The sequence below is a fragment of the Pseudomonas palleroniana genome (assembly GCF_022836895.1).
GTDB classification, from domain to species: Bacteria; Pseudomonadota; Gammaproteobacteria; order Pseudomonadales; family Pseudomonadaceae; genus Aquipseudomonas; species Aquipseudomonas palleroniana.
The window spans coordinates 996,688-1,017,831 of sequence record NZ_CP092411.1 but is presented as its reverse complement, the minus strand read 5'-3'; the positions used below and the strand labels follow the sequence as shown (position 1 = coordinate 1,017,831).

Annotated in this window: 18 protein-coding genes and 1 pseudogene; 12 read left to right on the top strand and 7 right to left on the bottom strand. The window is 60.6% G+C overall.

Annotated elements, in window-relative coordinates:
* Positions 1–28: 28 nt before the first annotated feature.
* Complete coding sequence (locus MJP36_RS04490; RefSeq protein ID WP_244384952.1) at positions 29–991, bottom strand: tyrosinase family protein; 963 nt, start codon at positions 989–991, stop codon at positions 29–31.
* A 187-nt stretch (positions 992–1,178) separates the two neighbouring features.
* Here MJP36_RS04490 and MJP36_RS04485 point away from each other — a divergent pair, with 187 nt between their 5' ends.
* Entirely contained in the window at positions 1,179–1,595 is a 417-nt protein-coding gene (locus MJP36_RS04485; RefSeq protein ID WP_244384951.1) for a DUF3010 family protein, read from the top strand.
* 111 nt (positions 1,596–1,706) lie between these two features.
* Here MJP36_RS04485 and MJP36_RS04480 read toward each other — a convergent pair whose 3' ends face one another.
* Together MJP36_RS04480 and MJP36_RS04475 are read right to left on the bottom strand one after the other, a co-directional pair.
* On the bottom strand, positions 1,707–2,885 hold the full coding sequence (locus MJP36_RS04480) for an ATP-binding protein (RefSeq protein WP_060753375.1): 1,179 nt from the start codon (positions 2,883–2,885) through the stop codon (positions 1,707–1,709).
* Positions 2,886–2,953: 68 nt separating this feature from the next.
* Positions 2,954–3,898: a GlxA family transcriptional regulator gene (locus MJP36_RS04475; RefSeq protein ID WP_060753676.1), complete on the bottom strand. Its 945-nt coding sequence runs from the start codon at positions 3,896–3,898 to the stop codon at positions 2,954–2,956.
* A gap of 194 nt (positions 3,899–4,092) precedes the next feature.
* Here MJP36_RS04475 and MJP36_RS04470 point away from each other — a divergent pair, with 194 nt between their 5' ends.
* The 6 genes from MJP36_RS04470 (at position 4,093) to MJP36_RS04445 (ending at position 9,331) form a co-directional block, all read left to right on the top strand.
* Positions 4,093–5,037, top strand: a complete 945-nt coding sequence (locus MJP36_RS04470; RefSeq protein WP_060753376.1) for a choline ABC transporter substrate-binding protein — start codon at positions 4,093–4,095, stop codon at positions 5,035–5,037.
* Between the two features lie 87 nt (positions 5,038–5,124).
* Positions 5,125–6,012: a 3-dehydrocarnitine:acetyl-CoA trimethylamine transferase CdhC gene (gene cdhC, locus MJP36_RS04465; protein ID WP_060753377.1), complete on the top strand. Its 888-nt coding sequence runs from the start codon at positions 5,125–5,127 to the stop codon at positions 6,010–6,012.
* Positions 6,013–6,060: 48 nt separating this feature from the next.
* Positions 6,061–7,026: an L-carnitine dehydrogenase gene (locus tag MJP36_RS04460; RefSeq protein WP_060753378.1), complete on the top strand. Its 966-nt coding sequence runs from the start codon at positions 6,061–6,063 to the stop codon at positions 7,024–7,026.
* Between the two features lie 14 nt (positions 7,027–7,040).
* Complete coding sequence (locus tag MJP36_RS04455; protein ID WP_244384950.1) at positions 7,041–7,520, top strand: thioesterase family protein; 480 nt, start codon at positions 7,041–7,043, stop codon at positions 7,518–7,520.
* Between the two features lie 9 nt (positions 7,521–7,529).
* A complete protein-coding gene (locus MJP36_RS04450) occupies positions 7,530–8,690 on the top strand; it encodes a gamma-butyrobetaine dioxygenase (RefSeq protein WP_244384949.1) in 1,161 nt (386 codons plus the stop codon).
* A gap of 377 nt (positions 8,691–9,067) precedes the next feature.
* Entirely contained in the window at positions 9,068–9,331 is a 264-nt protein-coding gene (locus MJP36_RS04445; protein ID WP_028618238.1) for a hypothetical protein, read from the top strand.
* Between the two features lie 113 nt (positions 9,332–9,444).
* On the opposite strand, the gene gbdR is transcribed toward MJP36_RS04445, so the two are convergent.
* Both gbdR and MJP36_RS04435 read right to left on the bottom strand, forming a co-directional pair.
* On the bottom strand, positions 9,445–10,548 hold the full coding sequence (gene gbdR, locus MJP36_RS04440; RefSeq protein ID WP_060753382.1) for a choline metabolism transcriptional regulator GbdR: 1,104 nt from the start codon (positions 10,546–10,548) through the stop codon (positions 9,445–9,447).
* 457 nt (positions 10,549–11,005) lie between these two features.
* Entirely contained in the window at positions 11,006–12,382 is a 1,377-nt protein-coding gene (locus tag MJP36_RS04435) for an L-serine ammonia-lyase (protein WP_060753383.1), read from the bottom strand.
* Positions 12,383–12,797: 415 nt separating this feature from the next.
* On the opposite strand from MJP36_RS04435, the gene MJP36_RS04430 reads away from it, so the two are divergent.
* The 3 genes from MJP36_RS04430 to choV all read left to right on the top strand — a co-directional run bounded on the left by MJP36_RS04430 (position 12,798) and on the right by choV (position 15,835).
* Positions 12,798–13,745, top strand: coding sequence for a choline ABC transporter substrate-binding protein (locus tag MJP36_RS04430; protein ID WP_244384948.1), 948 nt, complete (start codon positions 12,798–12,800; stop codon positions 13,743–13,745).
* Between the two features lie 69 nt (positions 13,746–13,814).
* Positions 13,815–14,660, top strand: coding sequence for a choline ABC transporter permease subunit (choW, locus tag MJP36_RS04425; RefSeq protein WP_017139374.1), 846 nt, complete (start codon positions 13,815–13,817; stop codon positions 14,658–14,660).
* Complete coding sequence (choV, locus tag MJP36_RS04420; protein WP_104994887.1) at positions 14,657–15,835, top strand: choline ABC transporter ATP-binding protein; 1,179 nt, start codon at positions 14,657–14,659, stop codon at positions 15,833–15,835. The genes choW and choV overlap by 4 nt, the downstream gene beginning before the upstream one ends.
* Positions 15,836–15,963: 128 nt before the next feature.
* On the opposite strand, the pseudogene MJP36_RS04415 reads toward choV, so the two are convergent.
* Positions 15,964–16,146, bottom strand: a pseudogene (locus MJP36_RS04415) (hypothetical protein); the annotation flags it as partial.
* Positions 16,147–16,497: 351 nt separating this feature from the next.
* Positions 16,498–18,432 (bottom strand): BCCT family transporter, encoded by a 1,935-nt coding sequence (locus MJP36_RS04410; RefSeq protein WP_234016679.1) that lies wholly within the window; start codon positions 18,430–18,432, stop codon positions 16,498–16,500.
* A 390-nt stretch (positions 18,433–18,822) separates the two neighbouring features.
* Between MJP36_RS04410 and betI the strand changes: the two genes are divergently transcribed.
* Positions 18,823–19,416, top strand: a complete 594-nt coding sequence (betI, locus tag MJP36_RS04405; RefSeq protein ID WP_060753387.1) for a transcriptional regulator BetI — start codon at positions 18,823–18,825, stop codon at positions 19,414–19,416.
* Between the two features lie 110 nt (positions 19,417–19,526).
* Positions 19,527–20,999: a betaine-aldehyde dehydrogenase gene (gene betB, locus MJP36_RS04400; protein WP_090368320.1), complete on the top strand. Its 1,473-nt coding sequence runs from the start codon at positions 19,527–19,529 to the stop codon at positions 20,997–20,999.
* The last annotated feature ends 145 nt before the right edge of the window (positions 21,000–21,144 follow it).

Here is a 21,144-nt window from a genome sequence, read left to right as displayed (position 1 = left end):
CGACCAGGGCGCAGGAGTGTTGCCACTTTCAAGCTTCGAAGGGTGACTTGAACGGACTTTTGCTTACGTTACTCTGAGGCGCGTACTCATAGCCCAGCACCTTGATATCCATGACATCTTGGATGCGTCGGGTCCAGGGTTTGATCACATCATCGTAATTGTGCCCCGGTGGGCCGTCCTGCATCGGTGCGTAATGCGGCGCCAAGCTCGGTTTATCCAACAGCATCTGGGCCTGCCAATCCGCCCAGACCTTGTCGATAAAACAATGGTGCAGAAAGAACACCGGGTCTTCAGGTGAGGTCATCGCCAACATGTTACCGCCGATCCACAGGTGAACCCGGTTATGCAATTGAGAGCCAGGCGTTGTCACTTGCGGATCGCCCTTCTGGGTAATCCAACCTTCAAGCCGGTTGCGGAAACCTCGGTTGAAGGGACTCGCATTGTAGTTTGGCTCGTCATAAAGACCTTCTCGCATGGCCATCTGTAAATCCGCTGGCGTCGGCAGGGAATCGACTAGCTGTGAAAACTGACGCTTCAAGCCCGGCCCCGGCAAGCCATCTTCCGGATAGGGCGGCACCGGCCAACTCTGATATTTGTGTGCAAAGGGCCCGTCTTGCACCCTGAACTCATCTGCCGGGTCACCGTCACCGCCCATCAGGCTCTGGCTCCATACCGGCGAGTTCTTGGGGTCTGCCGCATCCTGAGTCCAGTCCCAGTAAGGCAGTGTTATTCCGGACGTGATCGCTCGCAGGTCGCCTTCCAACTGCATCAGCATTTCACGATGCCAGGGCAAGAACGCTGGCCCCAAGTGAGCGCCATTACGATAGTCCGGGTCTTGGGGCTCATAGGGATGCACCGTTGGCACCATGACAGCGTGGTGCCAATGAACGTACTTGTCATAACCGCCGTTACGCTTGAGTGCCAACAGCGTGTTGATGAACTCCAGCCGTTGCGGACCGGTTAGTGATCGGATTTCCTTGCGGATATTCATGGCGCAACTCCTTGTCGGAAGACGCTGTTTCAGCCCTCAAACCGAAGAAGGACCGTTGCCACGAATCTAAGCGAGACTCTCCCTGGCATCTACTGTCAGAACTAACAGGTTCACTCCATTCCCTGACGAATGGTCGGGGAAGGTTGATACCATCCATACTTCCCGTTCCCTCCTGAAAGGCCAGCCCATGACTATCTGCGGTATCGAAATCAAAGGCAGCGAAGCCATCATCGCCGTCGCCTCCCTGGACAACCAGGCGCTGAGCCACATCCCCTTGGCGACCAAGAAAATCGCGCTTGAAGACGATGAGGAGGCAGCCAACGTCAAGGCGTTCGCCGCCCAGGTGCAGGCCTTTGTGCGGGAAAACGCCATCACGCGCATCGCCATCAAGAAACGCAGCAAGAAAGGTGAATTTGCCGGCGGCCCGACCACGTTCAAGATCGAAGGGGTGTTTCAGTTGCTGGACGGGGTGGAGGTGACACTGCTGTCGCCACAGACCCTCAATGCGCAGAACAAGAAGCACACTTTCGATCTGCCGGCGACGCTGAACAAATACCAGCATGAAGCCTACAAGGCGGCGTGCGCGGCACTGCTCAAGAAATAAACCCCATGTGGGAGGGGCTTGCTCCCGATGGCGGACTGTCAGTCGATACATCTGTAGCTGACCCACCGCTATCGGGAGCAAGCCCCCTCCCACATCTACCCTGCGTTGTCTCTAGTTGGCTGTACGACTCCTGTGCTGCAGCCAATCTCCAAACGTTTTGTCTTCCAGCGCATAGCCGCCCCGGCTCGACTTCCACACCAGTTCCTTGTCGCGCAGGGCATCGATGCAGGCCTGAATCGTCTGGGTGCCCGGCACCACATCGCTGCCCATCGCCTCCAACGTCTTGCTGACCGCGGTAATCGTGGTGTCGGTAAAGGGTGCAAAGGGTTCATTGCTTTGCAAACGCTCCACCATCACCTGCAGCACCGCGCGCTGCGGGAGGGTCAGGGCGTTCCAGGCGCTTTCAAATTCGCTCCACACACCGGCGCGCAGCAATTCGGCGCGACTGTGCAGCAGTTGGCCCAGATTGCTCGCCGCGCCCAACTCCAGTGCCACTTCACCGATAATCGTGCGCAGCATCTCGGGGCGCCGGCCTACCAGCTCGAAGGCTTCATCAATATCGGCAGCATTAAATTGGTTGGTCTGAGCCAGGTGCGCGTTGAGGTGTGCGGTGTACGCCTGGGTGAACTCTTTACCCAGCAGCGGAAACGGCGTGATGCTCGACCCGAAAAACGGTTGGCTCTTGCCCAACACCAAATGGGCCAGCTTGTCGCGGTTGGAACCGGTGAACACCAGGAGCAAACCGCTGCCCTCCTCGTCACGGCCCTGGTTGAGCTGATCCCGGGCAGCTTTCAACGCGAACATCGCGTTGAGGCCCGATTCACTGGTCAGCGCGTGCTGCGCCTCGTCGATCACCAGCACAACGGGTTTTTCTGCGGCGCTGTGGAGCAATTCCAGGGCCTGGGTCAGCGTCGCACCGGCAGGCAGTTGTGGCTGGGTAAAGTCCCAGGACAGGGTACGCAGAAAGCTCAGTTTCTCGATGCCAATGTTCTTGGCCAGTTTACGGATGCCTTTTTCGTAGGGCGCCAGGGCCGCCGCAATAGCGCTGGCGATCAACTGCGCTGGGTCTTTCTCCTTGTCGGCCCACAGATCGACGTAGACGGCCAGCCAACCCCGCAACTGACATTCCGGGATCAGGTCTTCGCGCAAGAACGTACTTTTTCCGGTGCGCCGAGGGGCCGCGAGAAACAGCCCCGACGTGAAGTCCTGAATCCCCACCCCCACCAGACCGTCGGCGATGCTGCTTGCCAGGGCGGGACGGCGAAACACAAAGCCGCTGTTCTTGGACATGCTTTTATACCCAATTATGGATTCAACTATAAATTATGGCCTTGAGTATAATTAACTATAATTGCCCGTCAAACCGCCTCCCGTCGCCGATCCTCCCGCGGACATTTCGCAAACCGCGCACGGTAGCTGCGGGTGAAATACGACGGCGACTCAAACCCGCAGGCAATGCTTACCTCCAGCACACTCATACCGCTCTGGCGCAACAGTTGCCGGGCCTTTTCCAGGCGCAGGCCGAGGTAGAAATTGCTCGGCGTATCATTCAAGTGCAGGCGAAACAGCCGCTCCAACTGCCGCCGGGTCACCTTGATCGCGTCGGCCAAGGCCAGGGTGCTCAGCGGCGGCTCCGTGTGTTGTTCCATCTCGCCGATCACGTGCACCAACTTCTTGTTGTTGATGCCGTAACGCGTGGCGATCTGCATGCGCTGGTGGTCTTTGCGTGGGCGGATACGGCCGAGCACGAACTGTTCGGACACCTGGATCGCCAGGTCAGGGCCGTGGGCCTGGGCGATCAGGTCGAGCATCAGGTCGATGGAGGCCGTGCCTCCGGCGCAGGTAATGCGGCGCCGGTCGATCTCGAACAGTTCCTGGGTCACGCTCAAGTGTGGATACGATTCCTTGAAGGCGTCGATGGCCTCCCAGTGCAGGGTCAGGCGGTAGCCGTCGAGCAGGCCTGCTTCAGCGAGCACGCAGGCACCGGTATCGATGGCCCCGAGAGTCACGCCGTCGTGGTCGAGACGGCGCAGCCAGTGCTCCAGTGCCGGCGTGGCGAACTGCAACGGTTCAAAGCCGGCGACCACCAGCAACGTCGCGCCTTTTTTCAGGGGTTCCAGCGCGGCGTCGGCATTCACCGACATGCCATTGCTGGCCAGCACCGCGCCGCCATCGGCACTCAATACGTGCCAGCGGTACAGCTCGCCCCGAAAACGGTTGGCCACCCGCAGCGGTTCCAGCGCGGAGATAAAGCCAATGGCCGAGAAACCCGGCATCAGCAAAAAGTAGAAATCCTGGGACATGGTGGCGCACTCGTCATACGGGCAGCGTGGCACTGTGATACTCCCGTTCATGCACGGATTCAAGGGGGCAGGTCGCTGCAGTGCAAGAGCTGGTCGCCGCCGTGCGCTTTGCCGCCCCCTGGCTTGCGTAACTTGGCCTCACGGCGCACGAAGACGCCGGAACCCCACAATAACGACCTGCCGAGGGATCCACCATGAACCGACTGATCAGCCGCTGTGTGCTTGCACTCAGCGCCAGCGCCATCTTGAGCACGAACGTACTGGCTGCCGACGCGGCGTCTTGCCAGAACGTGCGCATGGGCGTGGTGAACTGGACCGACGTAATCGCCACCAGCGCCATGACCCAAGTGCTGCTCGACGGCCTCGGCTACAAGACCAAACAAACCAGCGCCTCCCAGCAAATCATCTTCGCCGGTATCCGCGACCAGCGCCTGGACCTGTTCCTGGGGTACTGGAACCCGCTGATGACCCAGACCATCACCCCATTCGTCGACGCCAAGCAAGTCAAGGTGCTCGAAAAGCCCAGCCTGGAAGATGCCCGCGCCACCCTCGCCGTACCGACTTACCTGGCGGACAAGGGCCTGAAAACCTTCGCCGACATCGCCAAGTTCGAGAAAGAGCTGGGCGGCAAGATCTACGGCATCGAGCCAGGCTCGGGGGCCAATACCCAGATCAAAGCCATGATTGCCAAGAACCAGTTCGGCCTGGGTAAATTCCAGCTGGTGGAATCCAGCGAGGCCGGCATGCTCGCCGCCGTCGACCGGGCGGTACGCCGCAAGGAGGCTGTGGTGTTCTTCGGTTGGGCGCCGCACCCGATGAACGTCAACGTCGCCATGACCTACCTCACCGGCAGCGACGACGCCCTCGGCCCGAACGAAGGCATGGCCACGGTGTGGAGCGTGACTTCACCCAACTACGCCCAACAGTGCCCCAACGTTCACAAGCTGCTGACCAACCTGACCTTCACCGCCGCCGATGAGAGCCGAATGATGCAGCCGTTGCTGGACCATAAGGACCCCATCGAGTCCGCCAAGCAGTGGCTCAAGGACCACCCGCAAGACCAGGCGCGCTGGCTGGAGGGTGTCACCACCTTCGACGGCAAGCCGGCGGCGGCGAACCTGCAATTGACCAGTAAGTAAACCTGTTTCGAACACCGTTTCGCGGTCACTTCCGACCGCGAGCGGCATCGCCACGCCTTTGAAATCACGCCTGTAAGGAACCGCCTCATGAACCACGACGTCATCATCACCTGCGCACTCACCGGTGCTGGCGACACGACCGCCAAAAGCCCGCACGTGCCGGTCACCCCCAAACAAATCGCCGCCGCAGCCGTTGAAGCCGCCAAGGCCGGCGCGACCGTGGTGCACTGCCACGTGCGTGACCCGCAAACCGGCAAGTTCAGCCGCGACGTCGCCCTGTATCGTGAAGTGATGGAGCGGATCCGTGAGGCCGACATCGACATTATCGTCAACCTCACCGCCGGCATGGGCGGCGACCTGGAAATCGGCGGCGGCGAAAGCCCGATGGACTTCGGCCCCAACACTGACCTGGTCGGCCCGCTGACCCGCCTGGCCCACGTGGAAGAGCTGCTGCCGGAAATCTGCACCCTGGACTGCGGCACCCTGAACTTTGGCGATGGCGACACTATTTACGTGTCCACTCCGGCGCAACTGCGTGCAGGCGCCAAACGCATCCAGGAGCTGGGCGTCAAGGCCGAACTGGAAATCTTCGACACCGGCCACCTGTGGTTCGCCAAGCAGATGATTAAAGAGGGCCTGCTCGACAACCCGCTGTTTCAACTGTGCCTGGGCATCCCATGGGGCGCACCGGCCGATACCACCACCATGAAAGCCATGGTCGACAACCTGCCGGCCGATGCGGTGTGGGCCGGCTTCGGCATCGGCCGCATGCAAATGCCCATGGCGGCGCAAGCGGTGCTGCTGGGCGGCAACGTACGGGTCGGCCTGGAAGACAACCTGTGGCTGGACAAAGGCGTGCTCGCCACCAACGGCCAACTGGTGGAACGCGCCGGTGAAATCCTCAGCCGCCTGGGCGCACGGGTTCTGACCCCGGCTGAAGGTCGGGCAAAAATGGGCCTTGCCAAACGCCACTAATCAAACCGGCCCTCCCACATGAATCACCGAACTCTTTAGGAATTTGCCATGAGTTTTATCACTGAAATCAAAACCTTCGCCGCCCTGGGCAGTGGCGTCATCGGCAGCGGCTGGGTGTCCCGCGCCCTTGCCCACGGCCTGGATGTGGTCGCCTGGGACCCGGCGCCCGGGGCCGAAGCCGCCCTGCGCAAGCGCGTCGCCAATGCCTGGGGCGCCCTGGAGAAACAGGGCCTGGCACCGGGTGCGTCGCAGGACCGCCTGCGCTTTGTTGCCACCATTGAAGAGTGCGTTAAAGACGCCGACTTCATCCAGGAAAGCGCACCGGAACGGCTGGAATTGAAGCTGGAGTTGCACAGCAAGATCAGCGCGGCGGCCAAGCCGAATGCGTTGATTGGTTCGAGCACGTCCGGCCTGTTGCCAAGCGAGTTCTACGAGGGCTCGACCCACCCTGAGCGGTGCGTGGTCGGTCACCCGTTCAACCCGGTTTACCTGTTGCCGCTGGTGGAAGTCGTTGGCGGCAAGAACACCGCGCCGCAAGCGATTCAAGCGGCCATCAAGGTGTATGAATCCCTCGGCATGCGCCCCTTGCACGTGCGCAAGGAAGTCCCCGGGTTTATCGCCGACCGCCTGCTCGAAGCGCTGTGGCGTGAGGCGCTGCACCTGGTCAATGACGGCGTGGCCACCACCGGCGAGATCGACGACGCCATCCGCTTTGGCGCGGGCCTGCGCTGGTCGTTCATGGGCACCTTCCTCACCTACACCCTGGCGGGCGGCGATGCCGGGATGCGGCATTTCATGGCGCAGTTCGGCCCGGCGCTGCAATTGCCGTGGACCTACCTGCCGGCGCCGGAACTGACCGACAAGCTGATCGACGACGTGGTCGATGGCACCAGCGATCAACTGGGCAAACACAGCATTTCGGCGCTGGAGCGCTATCGTGATGACTGCCTGCTGGCGGTGCTGGAAGCGGTGAAAACCACCAAGGCCAAGCACGGCATGACCTTCGCCGAATAACGGGAAACCCTGACATGCCCGCACTGACCACCTACACCACCCAGGTCCACCCTGACTGGGTGGACTACAACGGCCACCTGCGCGACGCGTTCTACCTGCTGATCTTCAGCTACGCCACCGACGCGCTGATGGACACCCTGGGCTTGACCTGCGAAAACCGCGAAGCCAGCGGCCATTCGCTGTTCACCCTGGAGCTGCACCTGAACTACCTGCACGAAGTGAAACTCGGTGCGCAGGTGCAAGTGCACACCCAACTGATCGCGCATGACGCCAAGCGCCTGCATCTCTATCACAGCCTGCATGAGGTGGGCGATGCGAAGGAGCTGGCGGGCAACGAACAGATGCTGTTGCACGTCGATCTGGCGGGGCCGAGTGCGACGCCGTTCACCGAGGCCACGCTGGAAAAACTCGCCGCCATCCTGGCCGAACAGGCCGACCTGCCGCGCCCTGCCCTGCTCGGCCGAGTGATTGGATTGCCACCCAAGAAACCATAAGGAGCCGCCATGCAAACCGCCGCCGCTGTTGCCGATTTCCGTACCTACCCGAAGATCTGCGACCTCGCGCAGGTTCAGGTGCAGGCCGATAAGCTCCTTGTGCATTGGGCCGATGGGCGGGTCAGCCCGTTTCATCATCAGTGGCTGCGGGACAACTGCCCGTGCCCGGAATGCGTGTACAGCGTGACCCGCGAGCAGGTTCTTGAGATCGTCGATGTGGATGCCGACCTCAGTGCGGCCTCTGCGCGCATTGATCAAGGCAACCTGAGCGTGGAATGGAGCGGCGGCCACCGCAGCCGGTACGATCCCGGCTGGCTGCGGGCTCACGCCTATGACGATGAATCCCGTGCTGAACGGCGTGCGGCAAAACCCAAGCCCCGGCTATGGGACAGTCAGTTGCAGTTACCGGTTTTCGACTATTCGGCAGTCATGGAAGACGCCAACGCGCTGCTGCAATGGCTGCTGGCCCTGCGCGATGGCGGCCTCACTCAAATCCGTGGCGTCCCCACCGAGCCCGGTTCCCTGGCGCTGGTCGCCAGGCGTATTGCGTTTATCCGCGAGAGTAACTTTGGCGTGCTGTTCAACGTGCAATCCAAAGCCGATGCCGACAGCAATGCCTACACGGCTTTCAACCTGCCGCTGCACAGCGATTTGCCTACGCGGGAGCTGCAACCGGGGCTGCAATTGCTGCATTGCCTGGTGAACGATGCCAACGGTGGCGAGAGCATTTTTGTCGATGGGTTCGCCATCGCCAGCGCCTTGCGTCAGGAGGATCCCGAAGCGTTCCAGGCACTGTGTGAAATCCCGGTGGAGTTTCGCAACAAGGACCGTCACAGCGACTATCGCCGCCTGGCGCCGATCATTGCACTGGATGCCATGGGTGATGTGGCGGAGATCCGCATGGCCAACTTTTTGCGCGGCCCGTTCGAGACCAGCGCTGCCCGGATGCCGTTGCTGTATCGCGCGTATCGACGCTTTATCGGCATGACGCGCGAGGCGCGTTTTCGCCTGGTAAAGCGCCTGAATCCGGGGGAGCTGTGGTGCTTCGACAACCGCCGCACCCTGCATGCGCGCAATGCTTTTGACCCTGGGTCCGGAGCGCGGCATTTCCAGGGGTGCTACATCGACCGGGATGAGTTGCTCTCCAGGATTCTGGTGTTGCAGCGGTAGACCGCAGCGTGGCCTTCGCGAGCAAGCCCGCTCCCACACTTGATTGCATTTCAAGGGCGGAACTCGGTCAAATGTGGGAGCGGGCTTACTCGCGAAGAGGCCAGTGCGGTCACTACAGATTCCAGACAAAAAAAGCCCCGGTCCAGCCGTGACTGGATCGGGGCAGAGCGCTTGGTGTGAGCGTGACATCCCGAGGGTGACCAAACCTTCAAGGTGTGTGCCTGGTGCCCAGTGTGCCTATTCCTTCAATCGGCAAATGGCCCGAAAACGACCTGTCCATAGCCATCTGAGCCATTCGTGGATTCTGCCCTTGCCGACCGGTCGTTGGCCTACCAGAATCCCAATCGACCCCCGCTCTCTACACCAGGATGAATGTCATGATGCACGCGGATTTGATTGACCAGGATGACCTGCTGGGCCAACTGCGCTCGCTGGGTTTTGAAGTGTCCAGCGGTGCCACCGCCGAGCAGGCCTGCGAGTGCGCAGTACGCGGCTTGAGCCCGGCGCGGGCCAAGGCACTCAAGGGCATGGTGGAGCAGATGTACACCGGCAGCGCGACGATTCTGCCGGCCGTTCGCCAGGCGATCGACAAGCAGCTGTTACCGGCTCTGGTGCAGTTCAAGCAGAACTCCGGCGCCTGAGGCGCCGCTGATCAGGAGCAGCCCCCCTCCCACACTGACTGTGCTTACACATTCAGATGTGTGAATGCGGTCAAATGTGGGAGGGGGCTTGCTCCCGATAGCAGCACCTCGGACTAGAGCCTTACACTGGCAAAAGTCGACTCATTCCGAGCCTGGCTCAACGCCGACATCGGCCCCGACAACGGTGACAACACCAGCGCCTGCGGAATCGGCATCATCGCCACCTGCTGGGTGGTGTTGGAGCCCACACGCTCATCCCGTGGCGGAATGCCGAAGTATTCGCGATAGCACTTGGAGAAGTGCGGCGTGGAGACGAACCCGCACACCGACGCCACTTCAATGATCGACATCGGCGTTTGCTTGAGCAGCTGTCGCGCGCGAATCAGGCGCAGCTTGAGGTAGTAGCGCGACGGCGAGCAGTGCAGGTATTTCTGGAACAGGCGCTCCAGCTGGCGACGCGATACGGCCACGTACACCGCCAGTTCATCCAGGTCGATCGGCTCTTCGAGGTTGGCCTCCATCAGCGCGACGATTTCCTGCAGCTTCGGCTGGTTGGTGCCGAGCATGTGCTTGAGCGGCACACGCTGGTGGTCCTGTTCGTTGCGGATGCGTTCATACACAAACATTTCGGAGATCGCGGCCGACAGCTCACGGCCGTGATCGCGGCTGATCAGGTGCAGCATCATGTCCAGCGGTGCGGTGCCGCCGGAGCTGGTGAAGCGGTTACGGTCGAGGGTGAACAACCGGGTGCTCATCGACACGCGAGGGAAGGCTTCCTGCATCGACGCCAGGCATTCCCAGTGCACGCTGCAATCGAAACCGTCGAGCAGACCGGCGCAGGCCAGTGCCCAACTGCCGGTGCACACCGCGCCGAGGCGACGGGACTGGCGCGCCTGGCTCTGCAGCCACGACACGTGCTCACGGGTCACGGTACGCTGGATACCCACGCCGCCGCACACGATCACCGTGTCCAGGGCCGGGGCTTTGTGCATGGCGGCGTCAGGGGTGATTTGCAGACCGTCGCTGGCCCACACCTGGTTTCCGTCGACACTCAGGGTCGTCCAGCGATACAGCTCGCGGCCGGACAGCTGGTTGGCCATACGCAGTGGTTCCACTGCTGAAGCCAGGGAAATCAGCGTGAAATTGTCCAGCAGCAAAAAGCCGATGGATTGAGGCGCGCGGTTCTGGGGTTGAGCCCCGGAGTTGAACGACGTCATCGCAGTATCTCCTCACACAAAGCGGGTGATGGCCTCAGGCGAGGCTCTTGTTATTGCGCTCTTCATCCGGCAAGGCGAGAGGCTTTGAATGGGTAGAGCAAATGCCGTGCCTAAAATTGAATGGCCATTCAATAACTCCTGAAAACGACCTGATGACGCGTCTATATAAGCCCGCGCGGTATGCGCGGGATATGACCTGAAATAGACGTAGGAACGGCCCTACTCAAGGGCTGTGAGCAGAACGGTAGCACTTGTGGGAAGGCGCTTTGGGGGCGTAGGGAAAGTCTGTCACCGCAAGCACGGATGACCAGTGGTCAAGCGGCAAATCGTTCGCAAGCTACTTATCTATTTGCGACGCTCTAAAAGGTGGCGCTTTTGGTCCGGGTGTTCACTTTATGAGCAGTGGCGCCTGGGTGATTGCTATCGGGGGCAAGCCCCCGATACAGGCGACACGGTCTCAGCACTCAACCGCGCTGACCGCCAACCCACCCCGCGATGTTTCTTTGTACTTGTCATGCATATCTGCGCCGGTGTCGCGCATGGTGCGGATCACCCGATCCAGGGAGATAAAGTGCTGGCCATCCCCGCGCAGCGCCATTTGTGCCGCATTGATCGCCTTCACCGCCGCAATCGCATTGCGCTCGATGCACGGCACCTGCACCAGCCCGCCCACCGGATCGCAGGTCAGGCCGAGGTTATGTTCCAGGCCAATTTCGGCCGCGTTGCACAATTGTTCCGGCGTGGCGCCCAGGATCTCGGCCAACCCGGCGGCGGCCATCGCACAGGCCGAGCCGACTTCGCCCTGGCAGCCGACTTCGGCACCGGAGATCGACGCGTTCTTTTTACACAGAATCCCCACCGCCGCTGCGCCGAGCAAATAGTCGACCACGTTGGCTTCGGTGACGTCTTCGCTGAACTTCATAAAGTAATGCAGCACCGCCGGGATGATCCCTGCCGCGCCGTTGGTGGGTGCGGTGACCATGCGCCCACCGGCGGCGTTTTCTTCGTTGACCGCCAGGGCGAACAGGTTGACCCACTCCATGGCGCTCAAGGTCGAGCCGATCACATTGGGCTTGTTCAGCTCCTGCAAACTGCGGTGCAACTTGGCAGCGCGGCGGCGCACGTTGAGGCCGCCGGGCAAGATACCTTCGTGCTTGAGGCCCTGCTCCACGCAGTCTTGCATGGCACGCCAAAGCTTCATCAGGCCACTGCGGATTTCCTCTTCGGAGCGCCAGACCCTTTCATTGGCCATCATCAACTCGGCCACACGCAAGTTGTGGCTCTTGCACAACTGCAACAGCTCCACCGCGCTGGAAAAATCATACGGCAGTTCGGTGCGGTCCATGTCGGCTACACCGCTTTGCGCCTGGGCTTCGTCCACCACAAAACCGCCACCGACCGAATAGTAGGTGTCGCGGTACAGCTCACCGTCATCACCGAACACCACCAACGTCATGGCGTTGGGATGGAACGGCAGGTTTTCGTCGAGCAGGCGCATATCGCGAGCCCAGATGAAAGGCACCGGCAGGCGTCCGTCGAGCAACAGGGTGTCGGTTTCGCGCAGGGTATGGATGCGCACACCGATTTGCGACGGGTCGATTGCGTCAGGCCATTCGCCCATCAACCCCATGATGGTGGCGGTGTCGCTGCCGTGGCCGATACCGGTGGCCGACAATGAACCGTATAGTTGAACCTCGACGCGCCGCACCTGCTCCAGCAGGTCGCGCTCACGCAGTGCTTGAACAAACAACGCCGCGGCGCGCATGGGGCCGACGGTGTGCGAACTCGAAGGCCCGATACCGATCTTGAACAAGTCGAAAACGCTGATAGCCATTGCCGTGGAACCTCTTGATGAGCACAGGCCGGGCGACCAGGAGCTGCTACGCTCAAGTCGCCTGAATGGCGGCATCATCAAGCTTTTTTTGCCGCCCACGGCGTCTCACACCGACGTACCCATGCTCACCAGCGTCGCCCCCGGGCAACGGGCCATTTTGGCCGTTTTTTGCGGTGCAGATCGCTGGAAACCCTGGATTTGAGGCTTAAAAAATCTGTAAGCGACGTCACCGACACTGGATACGACCCTCCCTGTACTGGATACGACGCGCCCTGTAGGCGTCAGATTTTCACTGGTACATGATCAGTCTCGACTCGTTTGCAAGGCCCCGTGGCGCCGCCTCAAAGCACGCTCCAACCGCAACCCTTATAAAGCGCGGCGAATGCCGTCAGAAAAAACACAGGAGTCTAGCCCCATGAAAGCTTCACCCTCGTTGTTGTTGGCCGCCATGCTGAGTCTGCCAGTCCTGGCGCACGCTGCAGAACCGGCACAATGTCAGACCGTCAACTTCTCCGATGTCGGCTGGACCGACATCACCGTCACGACCGCGACCACCAGCGAAATCCTCAAGGGCCTGGGCTACAAGCCGCGCACCACGATGATTTCGGTACCAGTGACCTACAAGTCCCTGGCTGACGGCAAGAACATGGACGTCTTCCTCGGCAACTGGATGCCGACCATGGAAAACGACATCAAGCCGTACCGTGATGCCGGCACCGTGGAAACCGTGCGCGCCAACCTGGAAAACGCCAAGTACACCCTGGCGGTGCCCGAAGCCCTGTACAACAAGGGTCTCAAAGACTTCGCCGATATCGTCAAATTCAAGGATGAGTTGGGTGGCAAGATCTACGGTATAGAGCCGGGTAACGACGGCAACCGCACGATTCAAACCCTCATCGACAAAGACGCCTTCGGCCTGAAAACCGCAGGTTTCAAAGTGGTGGAGTCCAGCGAAGCCGGGATGCTCTCGCAAGTGGAACGCGCCACCAAGCGCGACCAGGCCATTGTGTTCCTCGGTTGGGAACCGCACCCGATGAACACCCGCTTCAAGATGAAGTACCTGACCGGGGGTGACGACTCGTTCGGCCCCAACTACGGCCAGGCCACCATCTACACCAACGTCCGCAAGGGCTACACCCAGGAATGCAGCAACGTGGGTCAGTTGCTGAAGAACCTGGTGTTCACCTTGAACATGGAAAGCTCGCTGATGGGCAACGTCCTGGACGACAAAATGAAGCCCGACGCCGCGGCGAAAGCCTGGCTGCAGAAGAACCCGCAAGTGCTTGAAACCTGGCTTGCCGGCGTAACCACCGTGGACGGCAAACCAGGCCTGGAGGCCGTAAAAGCTTATCTCGCCAAGTAGTCACCGCTGACCCCGGGCCGGTGCGCTGGCCCGGGATGTTTTCCCCTTCGCATGTGGACATTCACTACCATGCTGACTGAACAGAAAATCCCACTAGGCCAGTACATCGCTGCCTTCGTCGAATGGTTGACCAAACATGGCGCCAACTATTTCGACGCAATCGCATCGACACTGGAAACGATGATCCACGGCGTGACGTTTGCGCTGACCTGGTTCAATCCGCTGGCATTGATCGGTCTGATTGCGCTACTCGCTCACTTTATTCAACGCAAATGGGGCCTGACCGTTTTTGTCATCGCCTCCTTCCTGCTGATCCTGAACCTGGGGTACTGGCAGGAAACCATGGAAACCCTCGCGCAGGTGTTGTTCGCCACCCTGGTCTGCGTGGTCATCGGCGTGCCGCTGGGCATTGTTGCCGCGCACAAGCCGCTGTTCTACACCATGATGCGGCCGGTACTCGATCTGATGCAGACCGTGCCGACCTTCGTCTACCTCATCCCGACCCTGACCCTCTTCGGGCTGGGTGTGGTGCCCGGTTTGATCTCCACGGTGGTGTTCGCGATTGCCGCGCCTATCCGCCTGACTTACCTGGGTATCCGCGATGTACCGCAAGAGTTGATGGACGCAGGCAAGGCCTTTGGCTGCTCGCGCCGTCAGTTGCTCTCGCGCATTGAACTGCCCCACGCCATGCCGAGCATTGCCGCCGGCATTACCCAATGCATCATGCTGTCGCTGTCGATGGTGGTGATCGCGGCCCTGGTAGGCGCCGACGGCCTCGGCAAGCCGGTGGTCAACGCGCTGAATACCGCCGACATCGCCCTGGGCTTTGAAGCGGGCCTGGCGATCGTATTGCTGGCCATCATGCTCGACCGCATCTGCAAACAACCCGACGCTAAAGTAGGGGGTGATGCATGAGCATTATCCGATTCGACAATGTCGACGTGATCTTCTCCAAAGACCCACGCGAAGCGCTCAAGCTGCTGGACCAGGGCATGAGCCGTAACGAGATCCTGAAAAAGACCGGGCAGATTGTCGGCGTTGAAAAAGCCAGCCTGGACATCGAGAAAGGCGAGATCTGCGTACTGATGGGCCTGTCGGGCTCCGGTAAGTCGAGCTTGCTGCGCTGCATCAATGGCCTCAATACCGTCAGCCGTGGCCAATTGTTTGTGGAACATGAAGGGCGCCAGATCGATATCGCGTCCTGCACGCCTGCCGAGCTGAAAATGATGCGCACCAAGCGCATCGCCATGGTGTTCCAGAAGTTCGCGTTGATGCCCTGGCTGACGGTGCGCGAGAACATCAGCTTCGGCCTTGAGATGCAGGGTCGCCCGGAAAAAGACCGCCGCAAGCTGGTCGACGACAAGCTCGAACTGGTGGGCCTGAGCCAATGGCGCAACAAGAAGCCTGACGAGCTGTCCGGTGGCATGCAGCAACGCGTCGGCCTGGCCCGCGCACTGGCCATGGACGCCGACATCCTGCTGATGGACGAACCGTTCTCCGCCCTCGACCCGTTGATTCGCCAGGGGCTGCAGGATGAACTGCTGGAACTGCAACGCAAGCTGAGCAAGACCATCGTGTTCGTCAGCCACGACCTGGACGAGGCGCTCAAGCTGGGCAGCCGTATCGCAATAATGAAAGACGGCAAAATCATCCAGTACAGCGTGCCGGAAGAGATCGTGCTGAACCCGGCGGATGACTATGTGCGCACATTCGTCGCCCATACCAACCCGCTGAACGTACTGTGCGGCCGCAGCCTGATGCGCACCCTGGACAACTGCAAGCGTATCAACGGTTCAGTGTGCCTGGACCCGGGCGGTGATTCCTGGCTGGACCTGGCCGAAGGCAACACCATCAAGGGCGCACGCCAGAATGGCGTGGCCATGAACCTGCAGAACTGGGCGCCGGGGCAAGCAGTGGAAGGTCTGGCGCGGGTGCCGACACTGGTGGATTCGAACATCGGCATGCGTGATGCGCTGCAGATTCGTTATCAGACCGGCAACAAACTGGTGTTGCATGACAACAACCAGGTGGTAGGGATTCTGGGCGACAGTGAGCTCTACCACGCCCTCCTAGGCAAAAACCTGGGCTAGCAGCATGATCGTTCCCACGCTCTGCGTGGGAATGCATCCTGTTACGCTCCGCGTCACGCCTTCAAGAGCAGACGCGGAGCGTCCATGGCTACATTCCCACACGGAGCGTGGGAACGAGCATTCAGCGGCTAGCTGTAGACACGGCCAAGGAGTTGCCGATGGCTTTCAAACTGGTCGAGCACATCCCGGGTGATCTGCTCCTGGGTGAAGCCCATCAGGTCGTATTCCTGAGGCCCGTTGTGCAGGTAGACCTCAGCCCGGTAGTAACGCGTGCGCTCTTCCTCGGGCAGGTCGCTCGGTGCCGCCCTCCACCATCTGCTCGTTCCCACGCTCTGCGTGGGAATGTAGCCATGGACGCTCCGCGTCTGCTCTTAAAAGCCGTGACGCGGAGCGTCAAAGGATGCATTCCCACGCGGAGCGTGGGAACGAGCATTCAGCGGCTAGCTGTAGACACGGCCAAGGAGTTGCCGATGGCTTTCAAACTGGTCGAGCACATCCCGGGTGATCTGCTCCTGGGTGAACCCCATCAGGTCGTATCTGATCGTTCCCACGCTCTGCGTGGGAATGTAGCCATGGGCGCTCCGCGTCTGCTCTTAAAAGCCGTGACGCGGAGCATCACAGGATGCATTCCCACGCGGAGCGTGGGAACGAGCATCCAGCGGCTAGCTGTAGACACGGCCAAGGAGTTGCCGATGGCTTTCAAACTGGTCGAGCACATCCCGGGTGATCTGCTCCTGGGTGAACCCCATCAGGTCGTACTCCTGAGGCCCGTTGTGCAGGTACACCTCAGCCCGGTAGTAACGGGTGCGCTCTTCCTCGGGCAGGTCGCTCGGTGCCGACGAGTAAGCATCCAGGCTCACTTCATAGACAAACGGATTGCCCTCCGCCATCTCGATACGCACACCGATGCAGCGCTTGGACTTGCCCAACAAGGTCTGCACTTCCAGCCCCTGATCACGCAGCGCCGTCGCCGCTTCTTCCAGCGCAGGCGTCACATGCTTGTCCATGAAGCGTTGCACGGTGCCCTGGCTCGGTTGCAGGTCCAGTGCCGTCAAACGCTCGCTGAAACCACGACGGCCACGTTCGGCCAATTGCGCCTGCTCCTGTTCGATGGCCACATCCTGGCGCATGGCCTTGTGCAAACCGAACATGAAGAACACCAGCACCACCGAGAACGGCAGCCCCGCCAGCACCACCATGGTTTGCATGGCTTCGAAGTTACCGGCAAACAGCAAGCCGATGGTCACCAGGGTAATCACCGCCGACCAGAAGATACGCAGCCAGTGCGGCGCATCTTCGTCCACGTTGCCGCCTTTGCAGGAAAGGTTGGCCATCATCACCGCGCCGGAATCCGCCGGGGTCAGGAACAGCACAAAGCCCACAAAGATCGACACACCGATGACGACTTTCGACGCTGGGTAATGCTCAAGCAGTTGGTAGATGGCCATGGACGGCTGTTCCAGCGCCGTCTTGCCCAACTCCACCGCGCCGTGGTTGAGCACCAGGTCCAGGGCCGAGTTACCGAAGATCGACAACCACGCCAGGGTGAAGCCCAGCGGAATCAGCAGCACGCCGGCCACCAGCTCACGCACGGTGCGACCACGGGAAATACGCGCGATGAACATACCCACGAATGGCGCCCAGGAAATCCACCAGGCCCAGTAGAACAGGGTCCACAGGCCCATCCAGCGCTCGGTCTTGTCGGCGTCACCCTCATACACGTACAGGTCGAAGGTTTTCAGCACCAGGCCGTTCATGTAGTCGCCGATGTTCTGCACGAAACCGTTGAGCAGGTGCAGGGTCGGGCCGAACAACAACACGAAGATCAGCAGGCCGCTGAACAGCACAATGTTGAGGTTGGACAGCCGGCGAATGCCGTTTTCCACACCCGACACCGCCGCAATGGTCGCCACCGTGCTCATCACGATGATCACGATCAACAGGTTGGTGTTGTTGTGTTCCATGCCAAACAGGTTTTCCAGCCCGGACGACACCTGCATCGCACCAATCCCCAGGTTCGTCACCAGGCCCAGCAGGGTCACGAACATGCCGAAACCGTCCACCGCGTGGCCGGCCGCACCTTTCACCCAACGCTCGCCCACCAGCGGATACAAGGCCGAACGCAAGGCCAGCGGCTGGTTATGACGGTACGCAAAGTACGCCACGGCCAAGCCGACCAGCGCGTAGATCGCCCAGCCATGCAGGCCCCAGTGCAGGAAGGTCAGTTGCAGTGCCTGGCGCGCCGCACTGTTACTGGCAGCGGCGCCTTCGGGCGGGTTGAAGTAGTGGTCCAACGGTTCCGAGGCGCCGAAGTACAACAGCGAGATACCGATGCCCGACGAGAACAACATGCCGGCCCAGGCGCCGTAGCTGAAGTCCGGGGTGTCGTCCTTGCTGCCCAGTTTCAACTTGCCGTAGGACGAAAACGCCAGCCCCACCACAAATACCAGGTAGGCGGCGATGACGACCATGTAGTACCAGCCGAAGCTTTTGGAAAGCCACGCCTGGGCTACGCCGAGCATGCGCCCGGCCTCCTGCGGGGCGATGATCAGAATGGCAGTCAGCAAAAGAATCAGCACGGTAGAGGTGTAGAACACCCAACCGTTGACCCGCACCTTTTCCGGTGGGGTCTTTATAAGAGAGGCAGAACTCATGGCGCAGATGCTCCGGGCAGTGCGAAAGAGAAACACAAGGCAACGGTTATCCCGGGACATCGATTTTTCGGCAGTCGACGGACGGGTGTTATAAAGACACCCCGAAAATTCTTGTACCCCGCCGAAGCAGTGGCCAAGCCCTGTCACGGCCTGTTTCAAGGGTTTTTGCAGGTGTCAGATGTCGCGGCTCGCAGGTAGGAAATATCTGTAGGCAGCGACCATTTGTCGCAGATCTTATTCTTTGTTGATTGAACGTTCAATCAAAACAAAATAGACTGGCCTTCAAGCCGACGGACGTCTGACGTCCGCCGCAGGCCTAACGAGAGGTGCTACATGCCCAAGGTCGGTATGCAACCCATACGCCGCCAGCAGTTGATCGAAGCCACGTTGACGGCCATCGATCAGGTCGGAATGGGGGATGCCAGCATTGCGTTGATCGCCCGTTTGGCCGGCGTTTCGAACGGCATCATCAGTCACTACTTTCAGGACAAGAACGGCCTGATCGCCGCGACGATGCGGTACTTGATGAATGCGCTGATCGAGAACGTCCACGAACGCAGACGTGCCCTGAAGGATGACAGCCCACGGGCGCACCTTCAGGTGATCATCGAAGGCAACTTCGACGCCAGCCAGGTCAACGGCCCGGCAATGAAAACCTGGTTGGCCTTCTGGGCAGCCAGCATGCACCACCCGTCATTGCACAGGTTGCAGCGGATCAACGATCAACGTCTGTATTCCAACCTGTGCTGCCAGTTTCGCCGAGTGCTGCCGCTGCCGCGTGCACGCAAAGCAGCCCGAGGCCTGGCGGCCCTGATCGACGGTTTGTGGTTGCGCGGCGCCCTGTCGGGAGACGCTTTCGACACGGAGCAGGCGCAACGGATCGCGTACGAATACATGGATTTCCAATTGGCCAAGCAGGTGAGTTAGAGCACACATAACCGCTCAACCCCTGAACCGCTTCCGGTCAGTGCCGCCAGCACCTTGTGGCTCACTGTTTGGAGGTTAACGCCAACCACTTATGCACTTGCGAGGACTTTATGGCCCGTTTCGAACTGCAAAAACTCTACATTGACGGCGGCTACACCGACGCTGGCAGCGATGCCACCTTCGAAGCCATCAACCCGGCTAACGGTGAAGTTCTCGCCAAAGTGCAACGTGCGACGAAAGAAGACGTTGAACGCGCCGTGGTCAGCGCCGAAAAAGGCCAGAAGATCTGGGCTGCCATGACCGCCATGGAGCGCTCGCGCATCCTGCGTCGTGCCGTCGACATCCTGCGCGAGCGCAACGACGAGTTGGCCGAGCTGGAAACCCTGGACACCGGTAAAGCCTTGTCCGAAACCAAATACGTCGACATCGTCACCGGCGCCGATGTGCTGGAATACTACGCGGGCCTGGTGCCGGCCATCGAAGGCGAGCAAATCCCGCTGCGCGACACGGCGTTCGTCTACACCCGCCGCGAGCCGCTGGGCGTAGTGGCCGGTATCGGCGCGTGGAACTACCCGATCCAGATCGCCCTGTGGAAATCCGCACCGGCCCTGGCTGCGGGTAACGCGATGATCTTCAAGCCAAGCGAAGTCACTTCGCTGACCACCCTGAAACTGGCCGAGATCTACACCGAAGCCGGCGTTCCGGCGGGCGTGTTCAACGTGCTGACCGGCAGCGGCCGTGAAGTCGGCACCTGGCTGACCGAGCACCCGCGCATCGAGAAAGTCTCGTTCACCGGCGGCACCGACACCGGCAAGAAAGTCATGGCCAGCGCTTCGAGCTCTTCGCTCAAAGACGTGACCATGGAACTGGGCGGCAAGTCGCCGCTGATCATCTTCGACGACGCCGACCTCGACCGCGCCGCCGACACTGCGATGATGGCCAACTTCTACAGCTCCGGCCAGGTCTGCACCAACGGCACTCGCGTGTTCGTGCCCAAGCACCTGCAAGCGGCGTTCGAAGCCAAGATCGTCGAGCGTGTTGCGCGCATTCGCGTGGGCAACCCGCAAGATGACAACACCAACTTCGGCCCGCTGGTCAGCTTTGCGCACATGGAAAGCGTGCTGGGCTACATCGCCAAAGGCAAAGAAGAAGGTGCCCGCCTGCTGTGCGGCGGCGACCGCCTGACTGACGGCGAATTCGCCAAAGGCGCCTTCGTGGCCCCGACCGTGTTCACCGACTGCACCGACGACATGACTATCGTGCGCGAAGAAATCTTCGGCCCGGTGATGAGCATCCTCACCTACGAAACCGAAGAAGAAGTGATCCGCCGCGCCAACGACACCGACTTCGGCCTGGCTGCCGGCCTGGTCACCAAAGACCTGAACCGCGCCCACCGTGTGATTCATCAGTTGGAAGCGGGCATCTGCTGGATCAACGCCTGGGGCGAATCCGACGCGAAGATGCCGGTCGGCGGCTACAAGCAATCCGGTGTGGGCCGTGAGAACGGCATCAGTTCGCTGAACAACTTCACCCGCATCAAATCGGTACAGGTTGAGCTGGGCGACTACGTCTCGGTGTTCTGACAGCCCGAGACTTGTGTTGCCTTTGAGGCCGCCATCGGGAGCAAGCCCCCTCCCACACTGACTGTGTTCACACGTTCAGATGTGTGAATGCCGTCAAATGTGGGAGGGGGCTTGCCCCCGATGAGGCCCCCGCTGACCCAACTCC

Coding starts and splice junctions, on each gene's coding strand:
- MJP36_RS04490 (WP_244384952.1), bottom strand. CDS start 991: ATGAATATCCGCAAGGAAATCCGATCACTAACCGGTCCGCAACGGCTG.
- MJP36_RS04485 (WP_244384951.1), top strand. CDS start 1,179: ATGACTATCTGCGGTATCGAAATCAAAGGCAGCGAAGCCATCATCGCC.
- MJP36_RS04480 (WP_060753375.1), bottom strand. CDS start 2,885: ATGTCCAAGAACAGCGGCTTTGTGTTTCGCCGTCCCGCCCTGGCAAGC.
- MJP36_RS04475 (WP_060753676.1), bottom strand. CDS start 3,898: ATGTCCCAGGATTTCTACTTTTTGCTGATGCCGGGTTTCTCGGCCATT.
- MJP36_RS04470 (WP_060753376.1), top strand. CDS start 4,093: ATGAACCGACTGATCAGCCGCTGTGTGCTTGCACTCAGCGCCAGCGCC.
- cdhC (WP_060753377.1), top strand. CDS start 5,125: ATGAACCACGACGTCATCATCACCTGCGCACTCACCGGTGCTGGCGAC.
- MJP36_RS04460 (WP_060753378.1), top strand. CDS start 6,061: ATGAGTTTTATCACTGAAATCAAAACCTTCGCCGCCCTGGGCAGTGGC.
- MJP36_RS04455 (WP_244384950.1), top strand. CDS start 7,041: ATGCCCGCACTGACCACCTACACCACCCAGGTCCACCCTGACTGGGTG.
- MJP36_RS04450 (WP_244384949.1), top strand. CDS start 7,530: ATGCAAACCGCCGCCGCTGTTGCCGATTTCCGTACCTACCCGAAGATC.
- MJP36_RS04445 (WP_028618238.1), top strand. CDS start 9,068: ATGATGCACGCGGATTTGATTGACCAGGATGACCTGCTGGGCCAACTG.
- gbdR (WP_060753382.1), bottom strand. CDS start 10,548: ATGACGTCGTTCAACTCCGGGGCTCAACCCCAGAACCGCGCGCCTCAA.
- MJP36_RS04435 (WP_060753383.1), bottom strand. CDS start 12,382: ATGGCTATCAGCGTTTTCGACTTGTTCAAGATCGGTATCGGGCCTTCG.
- MJP36_RS04430 (WP_244384948.1), top strand. CDS start 12,798: ATGAAAGCTTCACCCTCGTTGTTGTTGGCCGCCATGCTGAGTCTGCCA.
- choW (WP_017139374.1), top strand. CDS start 13,815: ATGCTGACTGAACAGAAAATCCCACTAGGCCAGTACATCGCTGCCTTC.
- choV (WP_104994887.1), top strand. CDS start 14,657: ATGAGCATTATCCGATTCGACAATGTCGACGTGATCTTCTCCAAAGAC.
- betI (WP_060753387.1), top strand. CDS start 18,823: ATGCCCAAGGTCGGTATGCAACCCATACGCCGCCAGCAGTTGATCGAA.
- betB (WP_090368320.1), top strand. CDS start 19,527: ATGGCCCGTTTCGAACTGCAAAAACTCTACATTGACGGCGGCTACACC.